The sequence below is a fragment of the Pseudomonas sp. GW821-FHT07G06 genome (genome assembly GCF_058986625.1).
Map to the genome: position 1 here is coordinate 334,448 of NZ_JBYSVW010000005.1, position 14,795 is coordinate 349,242.

The 14,795-nt window shown below is 55.2% G+C and carries 16 protein-coding genes and 1 pseudogene; 2 read left to right on the forward strand and 15 right to left on the reverse strand.

Annotated features, from left to right (window positions below):
• Positions 1-116 precede the first annotated feature (116 nt).
• From AC3WJW_RS12780 to AC3WJW_RS12820, 9 genes are all read right to left on the reverse strand, one after another.
• The gene (locus AC3WJW_RS12780; protein ID WP_493726232.1) at positions 117-1,760 is read right to left on the reverse strand and encodes a hypothetical protein; all 1,644 of its coding nucleotides are present in this window, start codon (positions 1,758-1,760) and stop codon (positions 117-119) included.
• Positions 1,761-2,142: 382 nt separating this feature from the next.
• Positions 2,143-3,282 carry a dTDP-4-amino-4,6-dideoxygalactose transaminase gene (gene rffA, locus AC3WJW_RS12785; protein WP_493726233.1) on the reverse strand — a complete coding sequence of 380 codons (1,140 nt, stop codon included), beginning with the start codon at positions 3,280-3,282 and terminating at the stop codon, positions 2,143-2,145.
• A gap of 14 nt (positions 3,283-3,296) precedes the next feature.
• Positions 3,297-4,013 (reverse strand): class I SAM-dependent methyltransferase, encoded by a 717-nt coding sequence (locus AC3WJW_RS12790; protein ID WP_493726270.1) that lies wholly within the window; start codon positions 4,011-4,013, stop codon positions 3,297-3,299.
• 17 nt (positions 4,014-4,030) lie between these two features.
• On the reverse strand, positions 4,031-4,993 hold the full coding sequence (locus tag AC3WJW_RS12795; RefSeq protein ID WP_493726234.1) for a lysylphosphatidylglycerol synthase transmembrane domain-containing protein: 963 nt from the start codon (positions 4,991-4,993) through the stop codon (positions 4,031-4,033).
• 133 nt (positions 4,994-5,126) lie between these two features.
• A complete protein-coding gene (locus AC3WJW_RS12800; protein ID WP_218481439.1) occupies positions 5,127-5,363 on the reverse strand; it encodes an acyl carrier protein in 237 nt (78 codons plus the stop codon).
• Between the two features lie 2 nt (positions 5,364-5,365).
• On the reverse strand, positions 5,366-5,491 hold the full coding sequence (locus tag AC3WJW_RS12805; RefSeq protein ID WP_493726235.1) for a hypothetical protein: 126 nt from the start codon (positions 5,489-5,491) through the stop codon (positions 5,366-5,368).
• Positions 5,492-5,656: 165 nt separating this feature from the next.
• A complete protein-coding gene (locus AC3WJW_RS12810; protein ID WP_493726236.1) occupies positions 5,657-6,283 on the reverse strand; it encodes a hypothetical protein in 627 nt (208 codons plus the stop codon).
• Positions 6,283-7,179, reverse strand: coding sequence for a DapH/DapD/GlmU-related protein (locus AC3WJW_RS12815; RefSeq protein WP_493726237.1), 897 nt, complete (start codon positions 7,177-7,179; stop codon positions 6,283-6,285). Before AC3WJW_RS12815 ends, AC3WJW_RS12810 begins: the two co-directional genes overlap by 1 nt.
• A 2-nt stretch (positions 7,180-7,181) precedes the next feature.
• Entirely contained in the window at positions 7,182-8,132 is a 951-nt protein-coding gene (locus AC3WJW_RS12820; RefSeq protein WP_493726238.1) for a glycosyltransferase family 2 protein, read from the reverse strand.
• 662 nt (positions 8,133-8,794) lie between these two features.
• On the opposite strand from AC3WJW_RS12820, the pseudogene AC3WJW_RS12825 reads away from it, so the two are divergent.
• Positions 8,795-8,982 (forward strand): annotated as a pseudogene (locus AC3WJW_RS12825) (DUF6124 family protein); the annotation flags it as partial.
• Positions 8,983-9,087: 105 nt separating this feature from the next.
• Positions 9,088-9,309, forward strand: a complete 222-nt coding sequence (locus AC3WJW_RS12830) for a hypothetical protein (RefSeq protein ID WP_493726239.1) — start codon at positions 9,088-9,090, stop codon at positions 9,307-9,309.
• A gap of 52 nt (positions 9,310-9,361) precedes the next feature.
• On the opposite strand, the gene AC3WJW_RS12835 is transcribed toward AC3WJW_RS12830, so the two are convergent.
• The 6 genes from AC3WJW_RS12835 to AC3WJW_RS12860 all read right to left on the reverse strand — a co-directional run bounded on the left by AC3WJW_RS12835 (position 9,362) and on the right by AC3WJW_RS12860 (position 14,778).
• Entirely contained in the window at positions 9,362-9,790 is a 429-nt protein-coding gene (locus tag AC3WJW_RS12835; protein WP_218481434.1) for a DUF2628 domain-containing protein, read from the reverse strand.
• A gap of 166 nt (positions 9,791-9,956) precedes the next feature.
• Positions 9,957-10,718 carry a transporter substrate-binding domain-containing protein gene (locus AC3WJW_RS12840; RefSeq protein WP_493726271.1) on the reverse strand — a complete coding sequence of 254 codons (762 nt, stop codon included), beginning with the start codon at positions 10,716-10,718 and terminating at the stop codon, positions 9,957-9,959.
• Positions 10,719-10,834: 116 nt separating this feature from the next.
• Positions 10,835-11,758, reverse strand: coding sequence for a copper homeostasis membrane protein CopD (gene copD, locus AC3WJW_RS12845; protein WP_493726240.1), 924 nt, complete (start codon positions 11,756-11,758; stop codon positions 10,835-10,837).
• Between the two features lie 3 nt (positions 11,759-11,761).
• The gene (copC, locus tag AC3WJW_RS12850; protein ID WP_493726241.1) at positions 11,762-12,145 is read right to left on the reverse strand and encodes a copper homeostasis periplasmic binding protein CopC; all 384 of its coding nucleotides are present in this window, start codon (positions 12,143-12,145) and stop codon (positions 11,762-11,764) included.
• Between the two features lie 52 nt (positions 12,146-12,197).
• On the reverse strand, positions 12,198-13,061 hold the full coding sequence (locus AC3WJW_RS12855) for a copper resistance protein B (protein ID WP_493726242.1): 864 nt from the start codon (positions 13,059-13,061) through the stop codon (positions 12,198-12,200).
• A 10-nt stretch (positions 13,062-13,071) separates the two neighbouring features.
• Positions 13,072-14,778: a copper resistance system multicopper oxidase gene (locus tag AC3WJW_RS12860; protein WP_493726243.1), complete on the reverse strand. Its 1,707-nt coding sequence runs from the start codon at positions 14,776-14,778 to the stop codon at positions 13,072-13,074.
• Positions 14,779-14,795: the final 17 nt, after the last annotated feature.

Sequence of the window (14,795 nt, forward strand, 5' to 3'; positions counted from 1 at the left end):
CAGCAAAGGGGCGTCCATGAATGCCGGAACGCTGGTCGTGCGATTGCCTGATGCATCGAAACCCCTCGGCCTCCCGATTCCGGGGAGGCCGAGGGCGCTAATGCCGGTAACGCTAGTCAGATCTTGCCGAAGTTGACACAGCAGTAGCCCATATCGTCCTTTTCCTGCGCCTGCCGGAATAGATACGGCACCCATTCGCAACGCGTGACCAGGCCTGGGCTATTCAGTCCTTTGAGAAATGGCAGCAGCCTGCCGTTACTCAAGTCGCCACCGTAGCCGGTCTCAGACACATAGAGCACATGGATAGGTTTCTTGTCGCGCAAAAAGGCAAAATATGTCATGTGGTCCACTACGACATTTTCTGCCGACTCCGCAGGAATACCGCATGACTCCCCCAGCTTACTGATTGAATCCAAGTGAAGCTGAGCCCCCAGCACCGGAATCGAAAGCGGCTGCCCGGGCAAACTCGATTGCGCGAAGGAGGAGTTTTGTGTGATGCCAGGGGTCACGAGGGTTACCAGTGTGACCATCGACGCCATAGAAAGCAGCAATAACAGCGAATAGGCTACTAGTGTGGGGGTGTTACTCAGCTTCACCGCGCGCCGGGAGTGCATCAACAGGGCTGCGATGATGATCGACACAGGCATGAATTGAATGCCAGCATAAAAATTCTGGATGTTGTAAAAAAACGCATTGATTAAATCTGCGCCAACCAACAACAGCGCCAGCACGACAGGCGCAGACACTTGGCGGCGAGCTACTTGCAACATAAATATAGTGACGCTTACAACGTGGACTCCGATAATAAATGCATACAAAGAGTAATAAATGGCAAGATTGAGGTACGGCAACGCTTCAAAGCTACCGACCATAGGCGGCAGCCAGCCCGATTGAAAAGTGTCATTAAAGGTAAGGTGTATCAACAACCGGTCGGGGAAGTTCATTAAATTATTGTAAGCGGCGCTGACAAACTCGGCTGGTGCAGAGAACAGCATACCCGGTAACAATGTGTTGGCCGCCAGCAATTTTTGAATGTTCGGCGCATCCTGGCAGCCCGCCAGCGCGCTGAAATCGTGAAAGGTCTGAACGCATAGAACCACGATGAACAGCCACAAGCCATAGCGAATCGCTTTGTGGTACGTTGCCGTCGCCAACCACACGGCCGCTATCGCGAATGGCGCATAGAACATGCTTTTCGGATGGGCATAAAAAAATAACGTCAGCAGCAATGCAAGCCCAACAGTCATCGCCACCTGCGCGCGAGCAGACTTCTGCTCCTTGAAGAAGAGTGCCAACAAACAAAGCATCAGGATCGGCAGCATCAGAAGTTGTTCAGGACGCGACAAGACCCACAGATAGGGTAGGACACCCAATGAGGCCACCGCAACCAATCCAGTGAAACGCTGAAGAGCTCCTCCAAAATCACGCGCCTGCGTCAAGCACCAATAAGCGAGCAAGGCAAACCAGATCAGCGATAAAGAAATACCGCTCACTCTCAAGCCGAAAGGACCCAGGTGGGCATAGAGCGCCGACAGTAATATACCGGCCGGATAAAATACCCATGAAACTGTCCGGCCTGCAGTTGTTGTGCATTGTGGATAAAGGGTAACCGCATTTCCGTCCTCCAAAAAGAGCCGCGCAACCCTGAATTTTGTCATGACTTCATCGGAGTAAATCGGAAGAAATACTCCGCTCAGTAATACAGCAAAGAACAATGCTAGAATAATTATTGGAATTTTACTTGTTAAAATATTTTTCATTCTTAAATATCCGGTCGATTTAAAAATCGATTATTCCATCTTCGTCAGTAAAGGTTTATTAATCCTGCCAATGATAGCCCAATCCCAGCATTGACCCTGCATTGTATCCATCTAACCTGAAATGGAGAGGGGGGCTTCAGCTGCTGACAAATTGGCTTGTCTTGAGCGATCCGGCGATGGAAAAGGCGCTCTATAAATCACTTCGTTACGCCAGTTCGCCCGGTAATCCCCATTTTTAGTACTCACCAGACGGAGAGGTCAGGCCACCAGTGTGCTGAGCGATTAGTTCATTTATCTACTGGTAACGATATACCGTGCAGCCAATGTCATGGGTGCAGCTATGCAGGGTGCAGATCAGCAATTGCACGCTGCGTGTTCTCCCTCAGGAAACGGCGCGCTGTAGCGAGTCGACGATGCCTGCCTGTTGTTCCTGTGTCAGCCCCACCCACAGTGGCAAGCGGATCAAGCGTTCCGACAGGGTGTCTGTATTTGTCATCGCGCCATGTTTTCGGCCGTAGCGCAGTCCTGCCGGTGAGGAATGCAGCGGTACGTAATGGAACACCGGGTAGATATTGTCGTGTTTAAGCTTCTCTAGCGTGCGTTGGCGATCGATGCCGGGAGCAAGCAAGACATAGTACATGTGCGCATTGTGTGTGCAGTCTGCCGGAATGATCGGGCGGCGTATTGCGCCTGTCAACTCAAGCCCTTCGAGCGCTTGATGATAGCGGTTCCAGCTATCCAGGCGATTTTGTGTAATCGACTGTGCCTCTTCCAGCTGCGCCCAAAGAAAAGCGGCGGTCAATTCACCCGGCAGGTAGGAAGAACCGACTTCCTGCCAAGTGTACTTGTCCACTTCACCTCTGAAGAAACGGCTTCGGTCCGTACCTTTCTCCCGAATAACCTCGGCGCGTAATGCCAGTGTCGGGTCGTTAACCAGTAGCGCGCCGCCTTCGCCGGATATCACGTTCTTGGTTTCATGGAAGCTATATGCGCCCAGATCACCAATACTGCCCAAGGCTCTTCCTTTATAAGAGGCCATGACCCCCTGCGCAGCATCCTCAACCACGCGGAGGCCGTGCCGGCGGGCGATCTCCATGATCGTGTCCATTTCGCATGCGACGCCAGCGTAGTGAACCGGAACGATTGCCTTGGTGCGAGGTGTAATCGCAGCCTCAATCAAGCGTTCGTCCAGATTCAGTGTGTCATTTCTGATATCGACAAACACCGGTATTCCACCGCGCAATACAAAAGCGTTAGCCGTGGAGACGAAGGTGTAAGAGGGCATGATGACCTCATCCCCAGGTTCAATATCCAGCAATAGGGCTGACATTTCCAGGGCAGCAGTACAAGAGTGCGTCAACAGTGCCTTTTCGCTGGCAGTGTGCTGTTCAAGCCACTGATGGCAACGTCGAGTGAAGGGGCCGTCACCAGCAAGCTTATTAAGGAACTTTGCTTCTGCAATATAGTAAAGTTCCTTTCCCGTCATGAAAGGGCGATTGAAGGGAATTTTAAAGTCGCTCACTGTAGGTCTCCAGGTTATCGTTTTTTGGCTAACAGCAAGAGTGAGCCGCCGAGAGGAAAGGTGATGCCTGCCTTCAAAAGGCAAAGCTCTATCTTCATAACGAACTCAAGGAGCCGATTGGTCCGGTCAGAAATATCGAACTCCCTGTTTACTTCCGCATTTTTTTGACCTGGGCGCTGTCGTGCCAGCCACATCATGGGGGTGAGCAGGGTGACAGCGGATGTGACGTATTGAGCCTCAAGGTCGGCGCGGCCTACCTGCGTGTAGCGGCGCACATGACAGGCGCATAGCCAGCGGTGCTGGGGAACGGTCAGCAATAGCTGACCATCCTTATGCAATGTGCGGGAAAGATTCGCCACTACCTGTTCATCTTCCTCGATATGTTCGATGACATCAAAAGCGCCAATTACATCAAATCGCTCTGCAGCCATCATGACGCGTGCGTCCAGCTTTTCAAAGCTTACGCTTGGCACGCGTCGACGTGCATGCACTAGGCCTTCATCGAAAAACTCGGTGCCGGAGAGTGGCGTTTCGGGAAAATCCTGCTGAATCCCTTCCAGCACAAAGCCGGTACCGCAACCAATCTCCAGGAAATTCCGGATTTTGCCGATGCGAGATTTCAGCACCCAAATGATCACGCGGTTACGGGCGCGAAACCACCAGTGGCGTGCCTCTGCCTGGGCAAGTGCCTCAAAGGCGGACTTGGAGAGCAGGGTGCAATCTGGGGGCATCAATCTGGCGCTCTGTTTTAGTTTCTATCTTTCAGGCGATTTTCCCGAATAGTATCCCACAAGTAAATAAGGCCACCGCAAGCGGCAGGGATCAGGGCCATTAGAATGTAGTTTGCCAAGGAGGCGCCTACGGCTATATTGGCTGGTACGTCAAGTAGGCCATAAAAATAAATAAAAAAACCTTCGCGTACCCCAAGCCCACCCACTGTTATTGGAACCATGGTCAGGATTGCGATGACCGGATAGAGAGCAAAGTGCTGAATGAAGGGGATGTCATAGCCATAGGCGCGAAATACAAAATACACTACCGAAATCAGAGATATTTGATAGCAGCAGATAAAAAACAGGGATGACGTGAGCGCCTGCCGGTAGGGGAAGTTAATGGTGCTGGCATGAAGTTTCTGAATATACCCCAACAATAGAGAAAGTAACGAATTTTTGACAGTGCGGCAGCTATAAAGGGTATGAATTTTTTTACTGGTCAATATTATTTGGGTCACTACGGCAATGCTGCTGACCGCGCCGACGGTCATGAGGAGCAGCGCGTAGTTGTCTGAAGCGGGTAAGAAGGGCAGGGCAAAAAGGGTAAAGGTGCATAACACCAATAGTCCAATCATGCGCTCAATGATTACTGTACTGCCTGCGGTACCCCGCTTTTCCGGATGGCGTCGTTCGATGTGAAACATACGAAAGGCATCCGCACCCTGTGTTGAAGGTAGAATCAAACCTTGAAATTGAGAAACCAGAGTTATTTTCCAGAGGCTTGCTAACGCTTCGTCAATCGAATTGAGCCGCAGGAAAACTTGCCAGCGGCTGACAGAAAAAAAAGAACTCAAAGTGATTGGGATAACAGCAGCCAGCGCAAGGTAGTGCCATGCTGTAATGTCGCTGATTAATGCCGTTAGTTTAAGGTCAAATGTGTGTATGAGAAATGCATAGATAAAAATCACGATCAACAATTTAAAAAATGTTAAAGGCATGCAGGGTGCTCAACGTAGGAGGGTGAGGCTAACGCTGTATAGGTAATAGGTTGGCGGACCCTGTCGCGGTCGAGAGCGACATGAGGGAGAGTGGACACGCTGTCTGCCTCCCTTACATGACCAGAGATGTCGGTTATTGCAGTTTTGATTTTATGTAGTCGGCTAGGTCATTGATGGTTTTAAGGCCTTCAATATCTTCGTCAGGTATCTCGATGACGTAGTGATCCTGGATAGACAGAATGATGTTGAACATGCCGAGCGAGTCAACGCCCTGGTCGCTCAGGTTGATGTTGTCGCGCAGCGTTGAGGCATCTGGTACAACCTCAGCCTGGGAAATAATGTTGATAATTTGTTCTTTTGTCTGGGGCATAGTCAGTATTTCATCATATGGGTATTGAAGTTACCCCGGCCGGTACGTTTGTACTGCGCAGGGAGCTTAGTGGCATTGCTGGCAGTTGACGAGGTCTTCTGCAGGCTACTGAGCTGAACGGTGGTCATGTTGCCACACTCCATGCAACAGAGGGAGCCTGCTCTGTTGCATGCTTCAAAAGATGTAGCACATTAGCAGCCTCTCGAGAGAGGCGTGTCGCGTTGATCGTCGAGCCAGAAGCCTCGTTGAACCGGCACCCCGCCTTACTGCAAGGTTCATATGCGAGTGGCAGGCTACTCGGCTTTGAGGGCGCTGAAGTAGAGCGTACCGATATGTTCTGCATTGAGCTTGATGCGACTACGGGTCAATCGAGTGCCCAGCGTCTGCTCAAGTGTCAGGTCCACCCCGCTCAAGTCAAAACACGGCGGCCACTTCGGGCTTTCCCAGCGACAGAAAACCCACTGGCTGCCACTGGGTATGCTCAGCTCCTTGAGATGCAGTGCCTTGTTCATGGATACCAGCACTTCGATCGGAGAGAAGTCATCTGGCATGGTCGTCAGGCTCACTGACCGCTGGGCGGGTGTGAAAACACATTGTTTTTCAACCAGTGACTCGTCGTAAGGACGTCGTGTATCGGCGCAAACTTCGCCTTGAATCAATTTGCCTTCATGATCAATACCATCGAGTTGAAAGGTGAAAGTAGCGACAGCCTCACCCGGCAATGATCGAGGGGTTGATCTAGGCCACCAGTGACAGGTGAGTAGATGTTTGGTCATTCTACTGATTCTGAAGTCCAGCTTTTCGATCCGTGCGTGCGGTGCGTGGCGAGTGATGGCCTGCATTGTGGCATTGAGCATGTCGGACCCTTGTATGTAGGTTCGTTCGCCTTTGAATCCCAGTGATAGCTCGATGAAGTGCATCACTTTTGTTTCCTGAGGTGAGCTGTCATGTTAGCCCTGTGATTGATTGCGAAGTTTCCAGAAACGACGCTGTTTGGCGCGATGTCGCCGATGACGACCGAACCCATTTTTATTTGTACCGCGTCGCCAATCACAAGTCCCTGTGCGATGGAGCAAGAGGCGCCAACCCATGCGCCGGTCCCCAGGCGTGTGCGTCCTGCAATAACGGTATTGCCAGAAATCACAGAGTTCTTACCAATCACGGCGCCATGACCAATATTGGTCATGATGCCGATCTGGCAATTTTCGCTAATGGTTGTCGGCTGCTGGAACAAGGACCTCGCGATCACTGCGCCAGCAAGTATCTGGCAACCCGATTCAATACGTACACCGCCCTGATGTTTGACCACCATCAGCGTGCCGTTGTCGTTGCGTAGCGTGATCAAGCCCTCGGCGCCTACAACGGCATTTGAGCCGATGTAGACATTGTCTCCGATTTCGACAGGGCCCTCGATCACCACATTTGCTGAAATTTCGACATTGTTACCCAGTGTGGCCAGTGGCGAGATAACAGCGCTGGGGTGCAGCGTGCAATTTTCACCGATGCTCGGTGCTTGCGCAGTTGCGCGCTTTGAGTTTTCACTCAAGCGGTTGTAGAGGCGAAAAAAAGAAGTGCGTGGGTCGGCACAGAATACAATTGATTTTTCAGTCGCTAATTCTTCATTTTTTAAACTTTCGGGGCACAGGACGCACGCGACATTGGGCGTAGCCAATGCTTTTTGCAAATAGTACAAATTCTGGCAGTAAACCAGCGCGCCTGGCGTTTGCGCATCGATTTCGTCGAGGTGTGCAAATACCCCATTGTTTAAAATGTGTTCAGCAGGGAAATAATCCACGACACGGTAAGCGGATGTCATCATTACTCCACATGCTCTTCAATAATGGGGAATTGACTGAGGTGGGTTGCATTTTCGACCAGTCTTCCGAGGTACTCACCTTGCACACCTAGTGCCAGAAGGATGTTGCCGGTGAGGAATGACAGCAGGATCGCCAGCGACGCCCAGCCTGGCACTATATGGTCGGTCAGTAGGGTGCGCAGCAGAACATACATAGCAAAAAAAATGCTCGACGCACTGACCAAAAAGCCCCAGATCGACACGTAGCGAAGTGGCAACAGGGAGTAATTGACGATAAGGAACGAAAGCGTTTTGAACATCTTGCCAAGGGTGTAAGTGCTCGGGCCGCCATCGGCGCGCGGCGCGTGGCGAATGCTCACGTTCGCCATCATGCTGACGGGCACCGAATTAAAAAGCATCGCGGCGATATGTGGGTGTGAACCCTGATATCTGACGAGTTGTCTTGCCACCTGTTGACTCATGGCCCTGTAGCTCGAGAGGCTGAAGTCGGCCGGTTTGCCCATGACCTTACTAACCAGTTTCTGGTTGATGCGCGAAGCCACGTTGCGCCAGGCACTGTGCTGTTTTTCAGCCATCGGGATCTTACCGATGACGACATGCTTGCCGGCTCGAAGTTGATCAATAAACAGTGGGAGGTCTTCGGGAAAGCACTGCAGGTCATCGTCGATTGTCACGACGTAGCGTTTGCAGGCATAGCCGATGCCGCACAGCGTAGCGTGTTGTTGTCCCTTGTTCTTCGCGAAGCGAACGACTTTGACTCGGCGGTCTTGCTCGTGAAGTGCCAGAGCGGCAAACCACGTCTGGTCCGGGCTTGCGTCATCGACAAGAATAATCTCCCAGTCGTCGCAAATCTGATCAAGAGTCGCGCGTGCACGCTCGTAAAATTGCGGGAGCGTACTTGCGCTTTTATAAACGGGTACCACTAAGCTTACTGAGACGGTTTTATCAATCACCTTGAGCCTCATCCTGATCATTCGATTGTGCGATGACGCATGCTGCCAATGCGTCCTGCCTGGATTTTACAAGCTTGTAGAGTTGTTGTTTGCTACTTGGCATCACGCGCTGAAGGAGGGGGTATGCCATATGCCAACTGATGGGTAATCCTCAGGAAGCGGGACACCGAACGCATGAACAACATTACTTCTCATGTGAGGTGGGCCATCAGGCTCTACCAGCAACCAAGTGTCGGACAAATGCGTACAGGGCACCGAACAAAGCACGTTGATTGGTCGGTTTAAGGCGCGGATTTTAAGCTATGGGGGGAAAGGTGTCACGGTACAGGAAACTTTACCTCTCGTTTTCAATCTGTTCGAGGGGGATTGGTCTGGTAACCCCCTCCTGAAAAAATTCAAGCAGGCGCTTTTTTCATGTCTGCCATTAAATTATGGCGGCTGTGCGCGGGGCACTTTCGGGTGCGCCGGGTTCGTAGATCCTCGGTCTTCCACACCCGCGCGCAGCTGCTACCCATCATGTGGAATGGATGCTGGCAGTTCCTTGGGTTAATTCCAGGAGCGAAATCGATGAAAAGGATCACGCCTGATCCCCCGGAAACTGCAACGGTTTTCGATTCTCTCGATCTTGGTCAACTCTCAGCAGATGGTCAGCAAACGTCTACGAGACCCTTGCATCGTTGAACGTCTTGACCACTGATCTGGCTTGCAAGCTCGAAGGTTCAACACCCAGTTTGGCGCTGTCGATTCAGCAAGGGCGGTGGTGGGGGAGTTGTTGGTGAGTCGAGCATTGGACAATGTCGATCCCCAAGGCAGTGGGTGTGAGAGAACGCCAGGTGCGCACGGTTCCTGAACCAGCGCTGTCACCCCCAAAAGTTTCATGTTGCCTGGCTCAGACGAGGCATAGGATAACCGCCAAAGGTCATGTCCCCGCGCCTCAATCCACAGGAATAAAAAAATGATCGCAAACCTGATCAAGGTCTCGCTAATCGCAGGTGCCGTGCTGTTGAGCGCCTGTTCGGGTGTGAGTGCCCATCGTGATTATTCGGCCGACTCGGTGCAGCCGGCCGGCTTTGGCCCGGGACCCACCCACAGCAACGCCAACCAGATGAATTTCCATGGCAGTGCGCTGGGCAATAGTTTTGGCGAGTATGGTGCGGGGTTGTTGCACGACGATTGACCGATAGCAAAACGGTGGGGTGATTTCCACCGTTTTGCTATCCGGGCGAGCCTCAGACCATCCTCAAGCCTTCAAAAGGATTCCAGCCTTGCGAGCCTTTTACCTGTTTCAGGTAGTAGGCGTAGTTGGCGCTCAATCCGTACATCAGTGCAAAGACGATATTCATACCGCTGTTGAGGGCCTTGGGGGCTTCTTCATAACCCAGCAGGGTGAAAATCAATGCCAGGACGAAGGACAGGGCAACGATGATCGCGATGATCGCCAGGTTCTTTTTCCACAGTCCAAGCACGAAAAAATAGATCGGCCCGAAAAAGAATGCGATGAAGTTCAGGTTGATCAGGATGCGCTTGCGCGCTGGCAGCTGTTTGAAGCCCAATTTGAAGTCAGGGCTTTTGGGGCCGCCGTACTGATCAAAAAAAGCGAAACGTTCCTGCCATTTCGGGCTGACATTGTAGGTTTGCAATTCATCCGTGCTGCTCATTATCTGTCCTTTTTTGAGGGTTCTGCTCGGTCGAGGCATCGACCGGATTATCGTTCGGTGTGCTTGTCAACGCGTCTTGCCTGTGACCGGTCTGCGACCGGTGCGAGAGTAGTTTCAAGGATGTAACGAGATTTAACAAGTCATGACCAGGCGCCTTGGCATGCTGTTATTTGCCCTCAGGCACCGCCAGCCACTGTCGCAGAATCTTCTGATATTTGCCCGTTGCCTTGGCCAGGTGCAGCCATTGATCGACGTACAGCTTCCAGGTGATGTCGTCACGGGGCAGCAGGTAGGCTTTTTCGCCGTATTGCATGTAGTGCGTCGGATTGACGGCGCACAGGCCCGGTTTGAGCTTCTGCTGGTACAGCGCCTCCGACGCATCGGTGATCATCACGTCAGCCTTTTTATCCAGCAGTTCCTGGAAGATGCTCAGGTTATCGCGCAGTTGCAATTGCGCCTGGGGCAGGTAGGCGTGGACGAACGCTTCATTGGTGCCGCCGGCGGGTTCGACCAGGCGAACCGAGGGCCGGTTGATCTGTTCGACAGTCTGGTACAGCGCCTGGTCTTCGCAACGCACCAGCGGGATTTTGCCGTCGACGTCCAGAATGTTGCTGAAGAAGGCTTTTTTCTGCCGTTCCAGGGTGACCGAGATACCGCCCATGGCGATGTCGCACTTGCCGGCGAGCATGTCGGGCATCAGGGTTTTCCAGGTGGTGGGCACCCACTCGACCTTGACGCCAAGGCTGTCGGCCAGGGCGTGGGCCATGGCGATGTCGATGCCGGAATACGCGCCGTCCTCGGCCTTGAGGGTGTAGGGCTTGTAGTCGCCGGTGGTGCAAACGCGCAGTTGTCCCTGTTGCATGACGCTGTCCAGATGCGAAGGTTCTGCCTGGGCGCCAAGAGAGAGTGCGAGCAAGCCGCCGAGCATCATTGCTCTTTTGATTTTCGTCATTGATATCGGGCTTTTGTGCTGGAGTGGTTTTGAAAGGGGGAGTGTAGTGAAACTTTCACCGGTGTGAAAAATCAATGCCCCCTGAAGGTGGCTCATTCCACTTCCGGGCTCAACGTCCCCAGCCACGCCACCAATCCCACAATCAAAACCGCCGCGGCCATTTCCGCTACCACACTGCGCCGAAGTGCATGGGCTGCCACGCGATACTGGCCCTCCCGCAATGACCGCTCCAGCAAGGGGCCAAGATGAAAGCGGTTCAGCGCCGCCAACACCAGCATCCCGGCAAACAGCAGCACTTTGATCGCCAGCAGAATTCCGTAGTAGCTGAGTAAGACCTCATCGAGTTTCGGCCCGACAATGAGCAGGTAGTTCACCACGCCAGTGACGCTGATGATCACCACGATCAGCGCACCGACAAGCTCAAACCGCCTGACGGCGTGAGCCAACAACCGTATGTGTGCTTCGGTTTGCAGGGCCCGGGGTTGCGCCATCAACGCAAACGCCAGCAGCGCGCCGAGCCAGGCGCCCGCCACCAGCAGGTGCAGGATGTCTGTGGTGAAGTGCCAGTAACGACGACTGCCTTCGTCCATGGCGCCATGCCCGCTCCAGGCCAGGCTGGCGAGGGCGATGCCGCCGGCAATGCTGGCGATCGCCAGGCTGATGCCGGGGGCGCGTGGGTTGAGCAACACCGCCAGACCCGCGACCACCAACGCAATCATCCGCACGGCCCAGGCCGTCCCGACGTCTGTCTCGAACAGCATCATCTCGAGGTGAGGGCGTAGCTCGGCAAGCTCTGATTCGCCGCTCATGGCGCGGACCATCAGCACCATGCCGGCGATGGACAGCAGTGCACCGAGTTCGGCAGTTCCCGTCAGTAATCGGCGAAAGGGCAGCACCGTCCCGGATCGCCGTTGCTGTCCTTTAAAGCTGTACAGCCCGAACAGCGTCACGCCAAACAACAGCATCAAATCCACATACAACACAAACCGCAGAACGACGTTGGCCGAGTCGCTCATCGATCATTTCACTTTGAAGGTGACGTTGCCGGTGATTGGATGGGTGTCCGACGACACCGCGCGCCATTCGACCTTGTAGGTGCCGGCAACCAAGGGGGCTGTCGGGGTAATGAGCATGGTTTTCGGATCACTGCCGCCGCTGACCTTGGCCTTGACCGGCATCGGGGCGTGGGCCATGCCGGGCATTTCAGTCATCAGCAGTTTCGCACCGGAAAACTGGGTGACGAGGTTTTCGGAGAAGTGCAGTTCGATCTTGTCGGGCGGCGCACCTTCTGCGCCTTCCACTGGGGTGGAGGCGAGTAGTTTGGGGTGCGCTTGAGCGAGGGTGCTCATGAGCAAACCGCTGAGTAACGCGATAACGACGGCGGTGGGTTTGATGATGCGCATGCAAGGTCCTTTACCGCTCGAAGCGGTTGTTGTTGGTTTTGGCTGAGTCTGTTCAGAACCACATCCGAATACCGAGCACGAGGCGGGTTTCGCTGCGGTCCTCGCCTTCGTCGTTGGCGTAGTCGGCGGTGTTGCCGTAGGTGCGGCTCCAGGTCACGCCGAGGTAGGGCGCGAATTCCCGGCGGATTTCGTAGCGCAGGCGCAAGCCCGCCTCGGTGTTGGACAGCCCCGCGCCGATGCCCCGTTGCGGATCGTTTTTGCCGTAGGCGTTGAGCTCGACGGTCGGCTGCAGGATCAGCCGGTTGGTCAGCAGGATGTCGTAGTCGCCCTCCAGCCGCACGGCGCTCCGGCCGCCTTCGCCGATGAAGGCCGTGGCTTGGGCCTCGAAGTTGTACAGCGCCATGCCTTGCACGCCGAAGGCGGCCCAGGTTTGCGGGGCGCCGGGTTTGAAGTCCTGGCGCACGCCGCTGACGACGTCCCACCACGGGGATATGGCGTGGCCCCACAGGGCCTGGATTTCCGCGTCCTCGGTCACGCCATTGGTGCGCTCGCCTTCGGAGCGCAGCCACAGGCGATTGATGTCGCCGCCGACCCAGCCGGACAAATCCCAGGCCAGGGTGCTGCCGTCATCGGCGTCCTGCCACTCGAGTTTGTCGGCGAGGAAAAACGAATTGAGTGTGTTGTCGTGCACATGGTGGCCGGCGGGATCGACATACACCGCCGCGCGATCGGCATCGGTCAGCACCGGGATCGGCGTACGGCTTTCGCTGGGGGCGGCGGGCTGCATCTGGCCTTCGTCCATGCCTTGCATCTGACCGTGGTCCATCTGGCCATGATCCATGCCTTGCATGCCGTCGCTGGCGGCCATCGCCGTCGAGGTCGCGAGTGCGAAAAAAAACGGGGTGAATCGAATCATGGGGTGCGCCTCATTCTTCCACGCGAACTTCACGGAACATGCCCATTTCCATGTGGTACAGGAGATGGCAGTGATAGGCCCAGCGGCCGAGCGCATCGGCCGTGACCCGATAGCTGCGCCGGGAGCCCGGTGGCATGTCGATGGTGTGCTTGCGCACCATGAACTGGCCGTTCTCGTCTTCGAGGTCGCTCCACATGCCATGCAGGTGGATGGGGTGCATCATCATCGTGTCGTTGACCAGCACGATCCGCAGCCGCTCGCCGTACTTGAGGCGCAGCGGTTCTGCGTCAGAGAACTTCACGCCATTGAACGACCAGGCGAATTTTTCCATGTGCCCGGTCAGGTGCAGTTCGAGGGTACGGCCGGGCTCGCGGCCGTCCGGGTCTTCGAAGGTACTGCGCAGGTCGGAGTAGGTGAGCACGCGGCGCCCGTTGTTGCGCAGGCCCATGCCGGGGTCGTCGAGTTTCGCTGAGGTGGACATGGCTTGCATGTCCACCAGTGGGTTGTCGGTTTCCGAGGCCGGGTGGGACTGCATGCCGGGCATGTCGCCCATGGCCATGTTGCTGTGATCCATGCCCGCCATGCTGCCGTGGTCCATGCCGGCCATGCCCATGTCATCCATGGTCACCAGGGGGCGTGGGTCCAGTGCTGGCAGCGGCGCTACCCGTCCCGCCTGCACCGCCAGGGTGCCGCGTGCGTAGCCGGTGCGATCCATCGCCTGGGCGAACAGGGTGTAGGCCGCTTCGGTCGGTTCGACGATAACGTCGAAGGTTTCCGCCACGGCAATGCGAAACTCGTCGACGCTCACCGGTTTGACGTAGAGGCCATCGGCGGCGACCACGGTCATTTTAAGGCCGGGGATGCGCACGTCGAAGTAACTCATGGCCGAGCCGTTGATGAAACGCAGTCGCAGCTTTTCACCCGGGCGGAACACCCCGGTCCAGTTCATGTCCGGCGCCTGGCCGTTCAACAGGTAGGTGTAAGTGGCGCCGCCGACGTCTGCCAGGTCGGTGGGGTTCATCTTCATCTCGGCCCACATTTTGCGATCGGCGACGGTCGGCCCCCAGTCTTTTTCGCTGACGTCGTGGATGAAGTCGCCCACGGTGCGCTTGTTGAAGTTGTAGTAATCGGACTGTTTTTTCAGCGTTTTCATCAGGCCGACCGGTTCTTCGTCGGTCCAGTCGCTGAGCATCACCACGTAGTCGCGGTCGTACTGGAACGGTTCCGGGTCCTTGGCGTCGATCACCAGCGGGCCGTAGACGCCGGATTGCTCCTGGAACCCCGAATGGCTGTGATACCAGTAGGTGCCGTTCTGCCGCACGGTGAACTGGTAGACGTACAGGCCGCCCGGCTCGATGCCCTTGAAACTCAGGCCCGGCACGCCGTCCATGTTGGCCGGCAGCAAGATGCCGTGCCAGTGAATGGAGGTGCTGTCCTTGAGTCTGTTGCGTACCCGCAGCGTCACCGTATCGCCTTCACGCCAGCGCAGCAGCGGGCCGGGAATGCCACCGTTGATGGTCAGTGCAGTGCGCGGGGTGCCGGTAAAGTTGACCGGGGATTCGCCGATGAACAGGTCGAAATCATTACCGGCCAACACCTGCGGTTCGCCGGGACTGCTGAGCGCCCAGACCGGCGTGCGCCATAACCCGAGGCCGCCGAAGAGCCCGCCGATGGCCAGGCCTTTGACGAAGGTGCGTCTTGATGTGTGGGAGTGCATGCCGTGTGTTCCGCCCG

What these genes read in the sequence shown, in the direction of transcription:
- AC3WJW_RS12815 (WP_493726237.1), bottom strand. Translation starts at nt 7,179, where the DNA reads ATGACATCCGCTTACCGTGTCGTGGATTATTTCCCTGCTGAACACATT.
- copC (WP_493726241.1), bottom strand. Translation starts at nt 12,145, where the DNA reads ATGCGCATCATCAAACCCACCGCCGTCGTTATCGCGTTACTCAGCGGT.
- AC3WJW_RS12780 (WP_493726232.1), bottom strand. Translation starts at nt 1,760, where the DNA reads ATGAAAAATATTTTAACAAGTAAAATTCCAATAATTATTCTAGCATTG.
- AC3WJW_RS12790 (WP_493726270.1), bottom strand. Translation starts at nt 4,013, where the DNA reads ATGCCCCCAGATTGCACCCTGCTCTCCAAGTCCGCCTTTGAGGCACTT.
- AC3WJW_RS12830 (WP_493726239.1), top strand. Translation starts at nt 9,088, where the DNA reads ATGATCGCAAACCTGATCAAGGTCTCGCTAATCGCAGGTGCCGTGCTG.
- AC3WJW_RS12800 (WP_218481439.1), bottom strand. Translation starts at nt 5,363, where the DNA reads ATGCCCCAGACAAAAGAACAAATTATCAACATTATTTCCCAGGCTGAG.
- AC3WJW_RS12840 (WP_493726271.1), bottom strand. Translation starts at nt 10,718, where the DNA reads ATGCTCGGCGGCTTGCTCGCACTCTCTCTTGGCGCCCAGGCAGAACCT.
- AC3WJW_RS12860 (WP_493726243.1), bottom strand. Translation starts at nt 14,778, where the DNA reads ATGCACTCCCACACATCAAGACGCACCTTCGTCAAAGGCCTGGCCATC.
- copD (WP_493726240.1), bottom strand. Translation starts at nt 11,758, where the DNA reads ATGAGCGACTCGGCCAACGTCGTTCTGCGGTTTGTGTTGTATGTGGAT.
- AC3WJW_RS12805 (WP_493726235.1), bottom strand. Translation starts at nt 5,491, where the DNA reads ATGACCACCGTTCAGCTCAGTAGCCTGCAGAAGACCTCGTCAACTGCC.
- AC3WJW_RS12810 (WP_493726236.1), bottom strand. Translation starts at nt 6,283, where the DNA reads ATGCACTTCATCGAGCTATCACTGGGATTCAAAGGCGAACGAACCTAC.
- AC3WJW_RS12855 (WP_493726242.1), bottom strand. Translation starts at nt 13,061, where the DNA reads ATGATTCGATTCACCCCGTTTTTTTTCGCACTCGCGACCTCGACGGCG.
- AC3WJW_RS12795 (WP_493726234.1), bottom strand. Translation starts at nt 4,993, where the DNA reads ATGCCTTTAACATTTTTTAAATTGTTGATCGTGATTTTTATCTATGCA.
- AC3WJW_RS12835 (WP_218481434.1), bottom strand. Translation starts at nt 9,790, where the DNA reads ATGAGCAGCACGGATGAATTGCAAACCTACAATGTCAGCCCGAAATGG.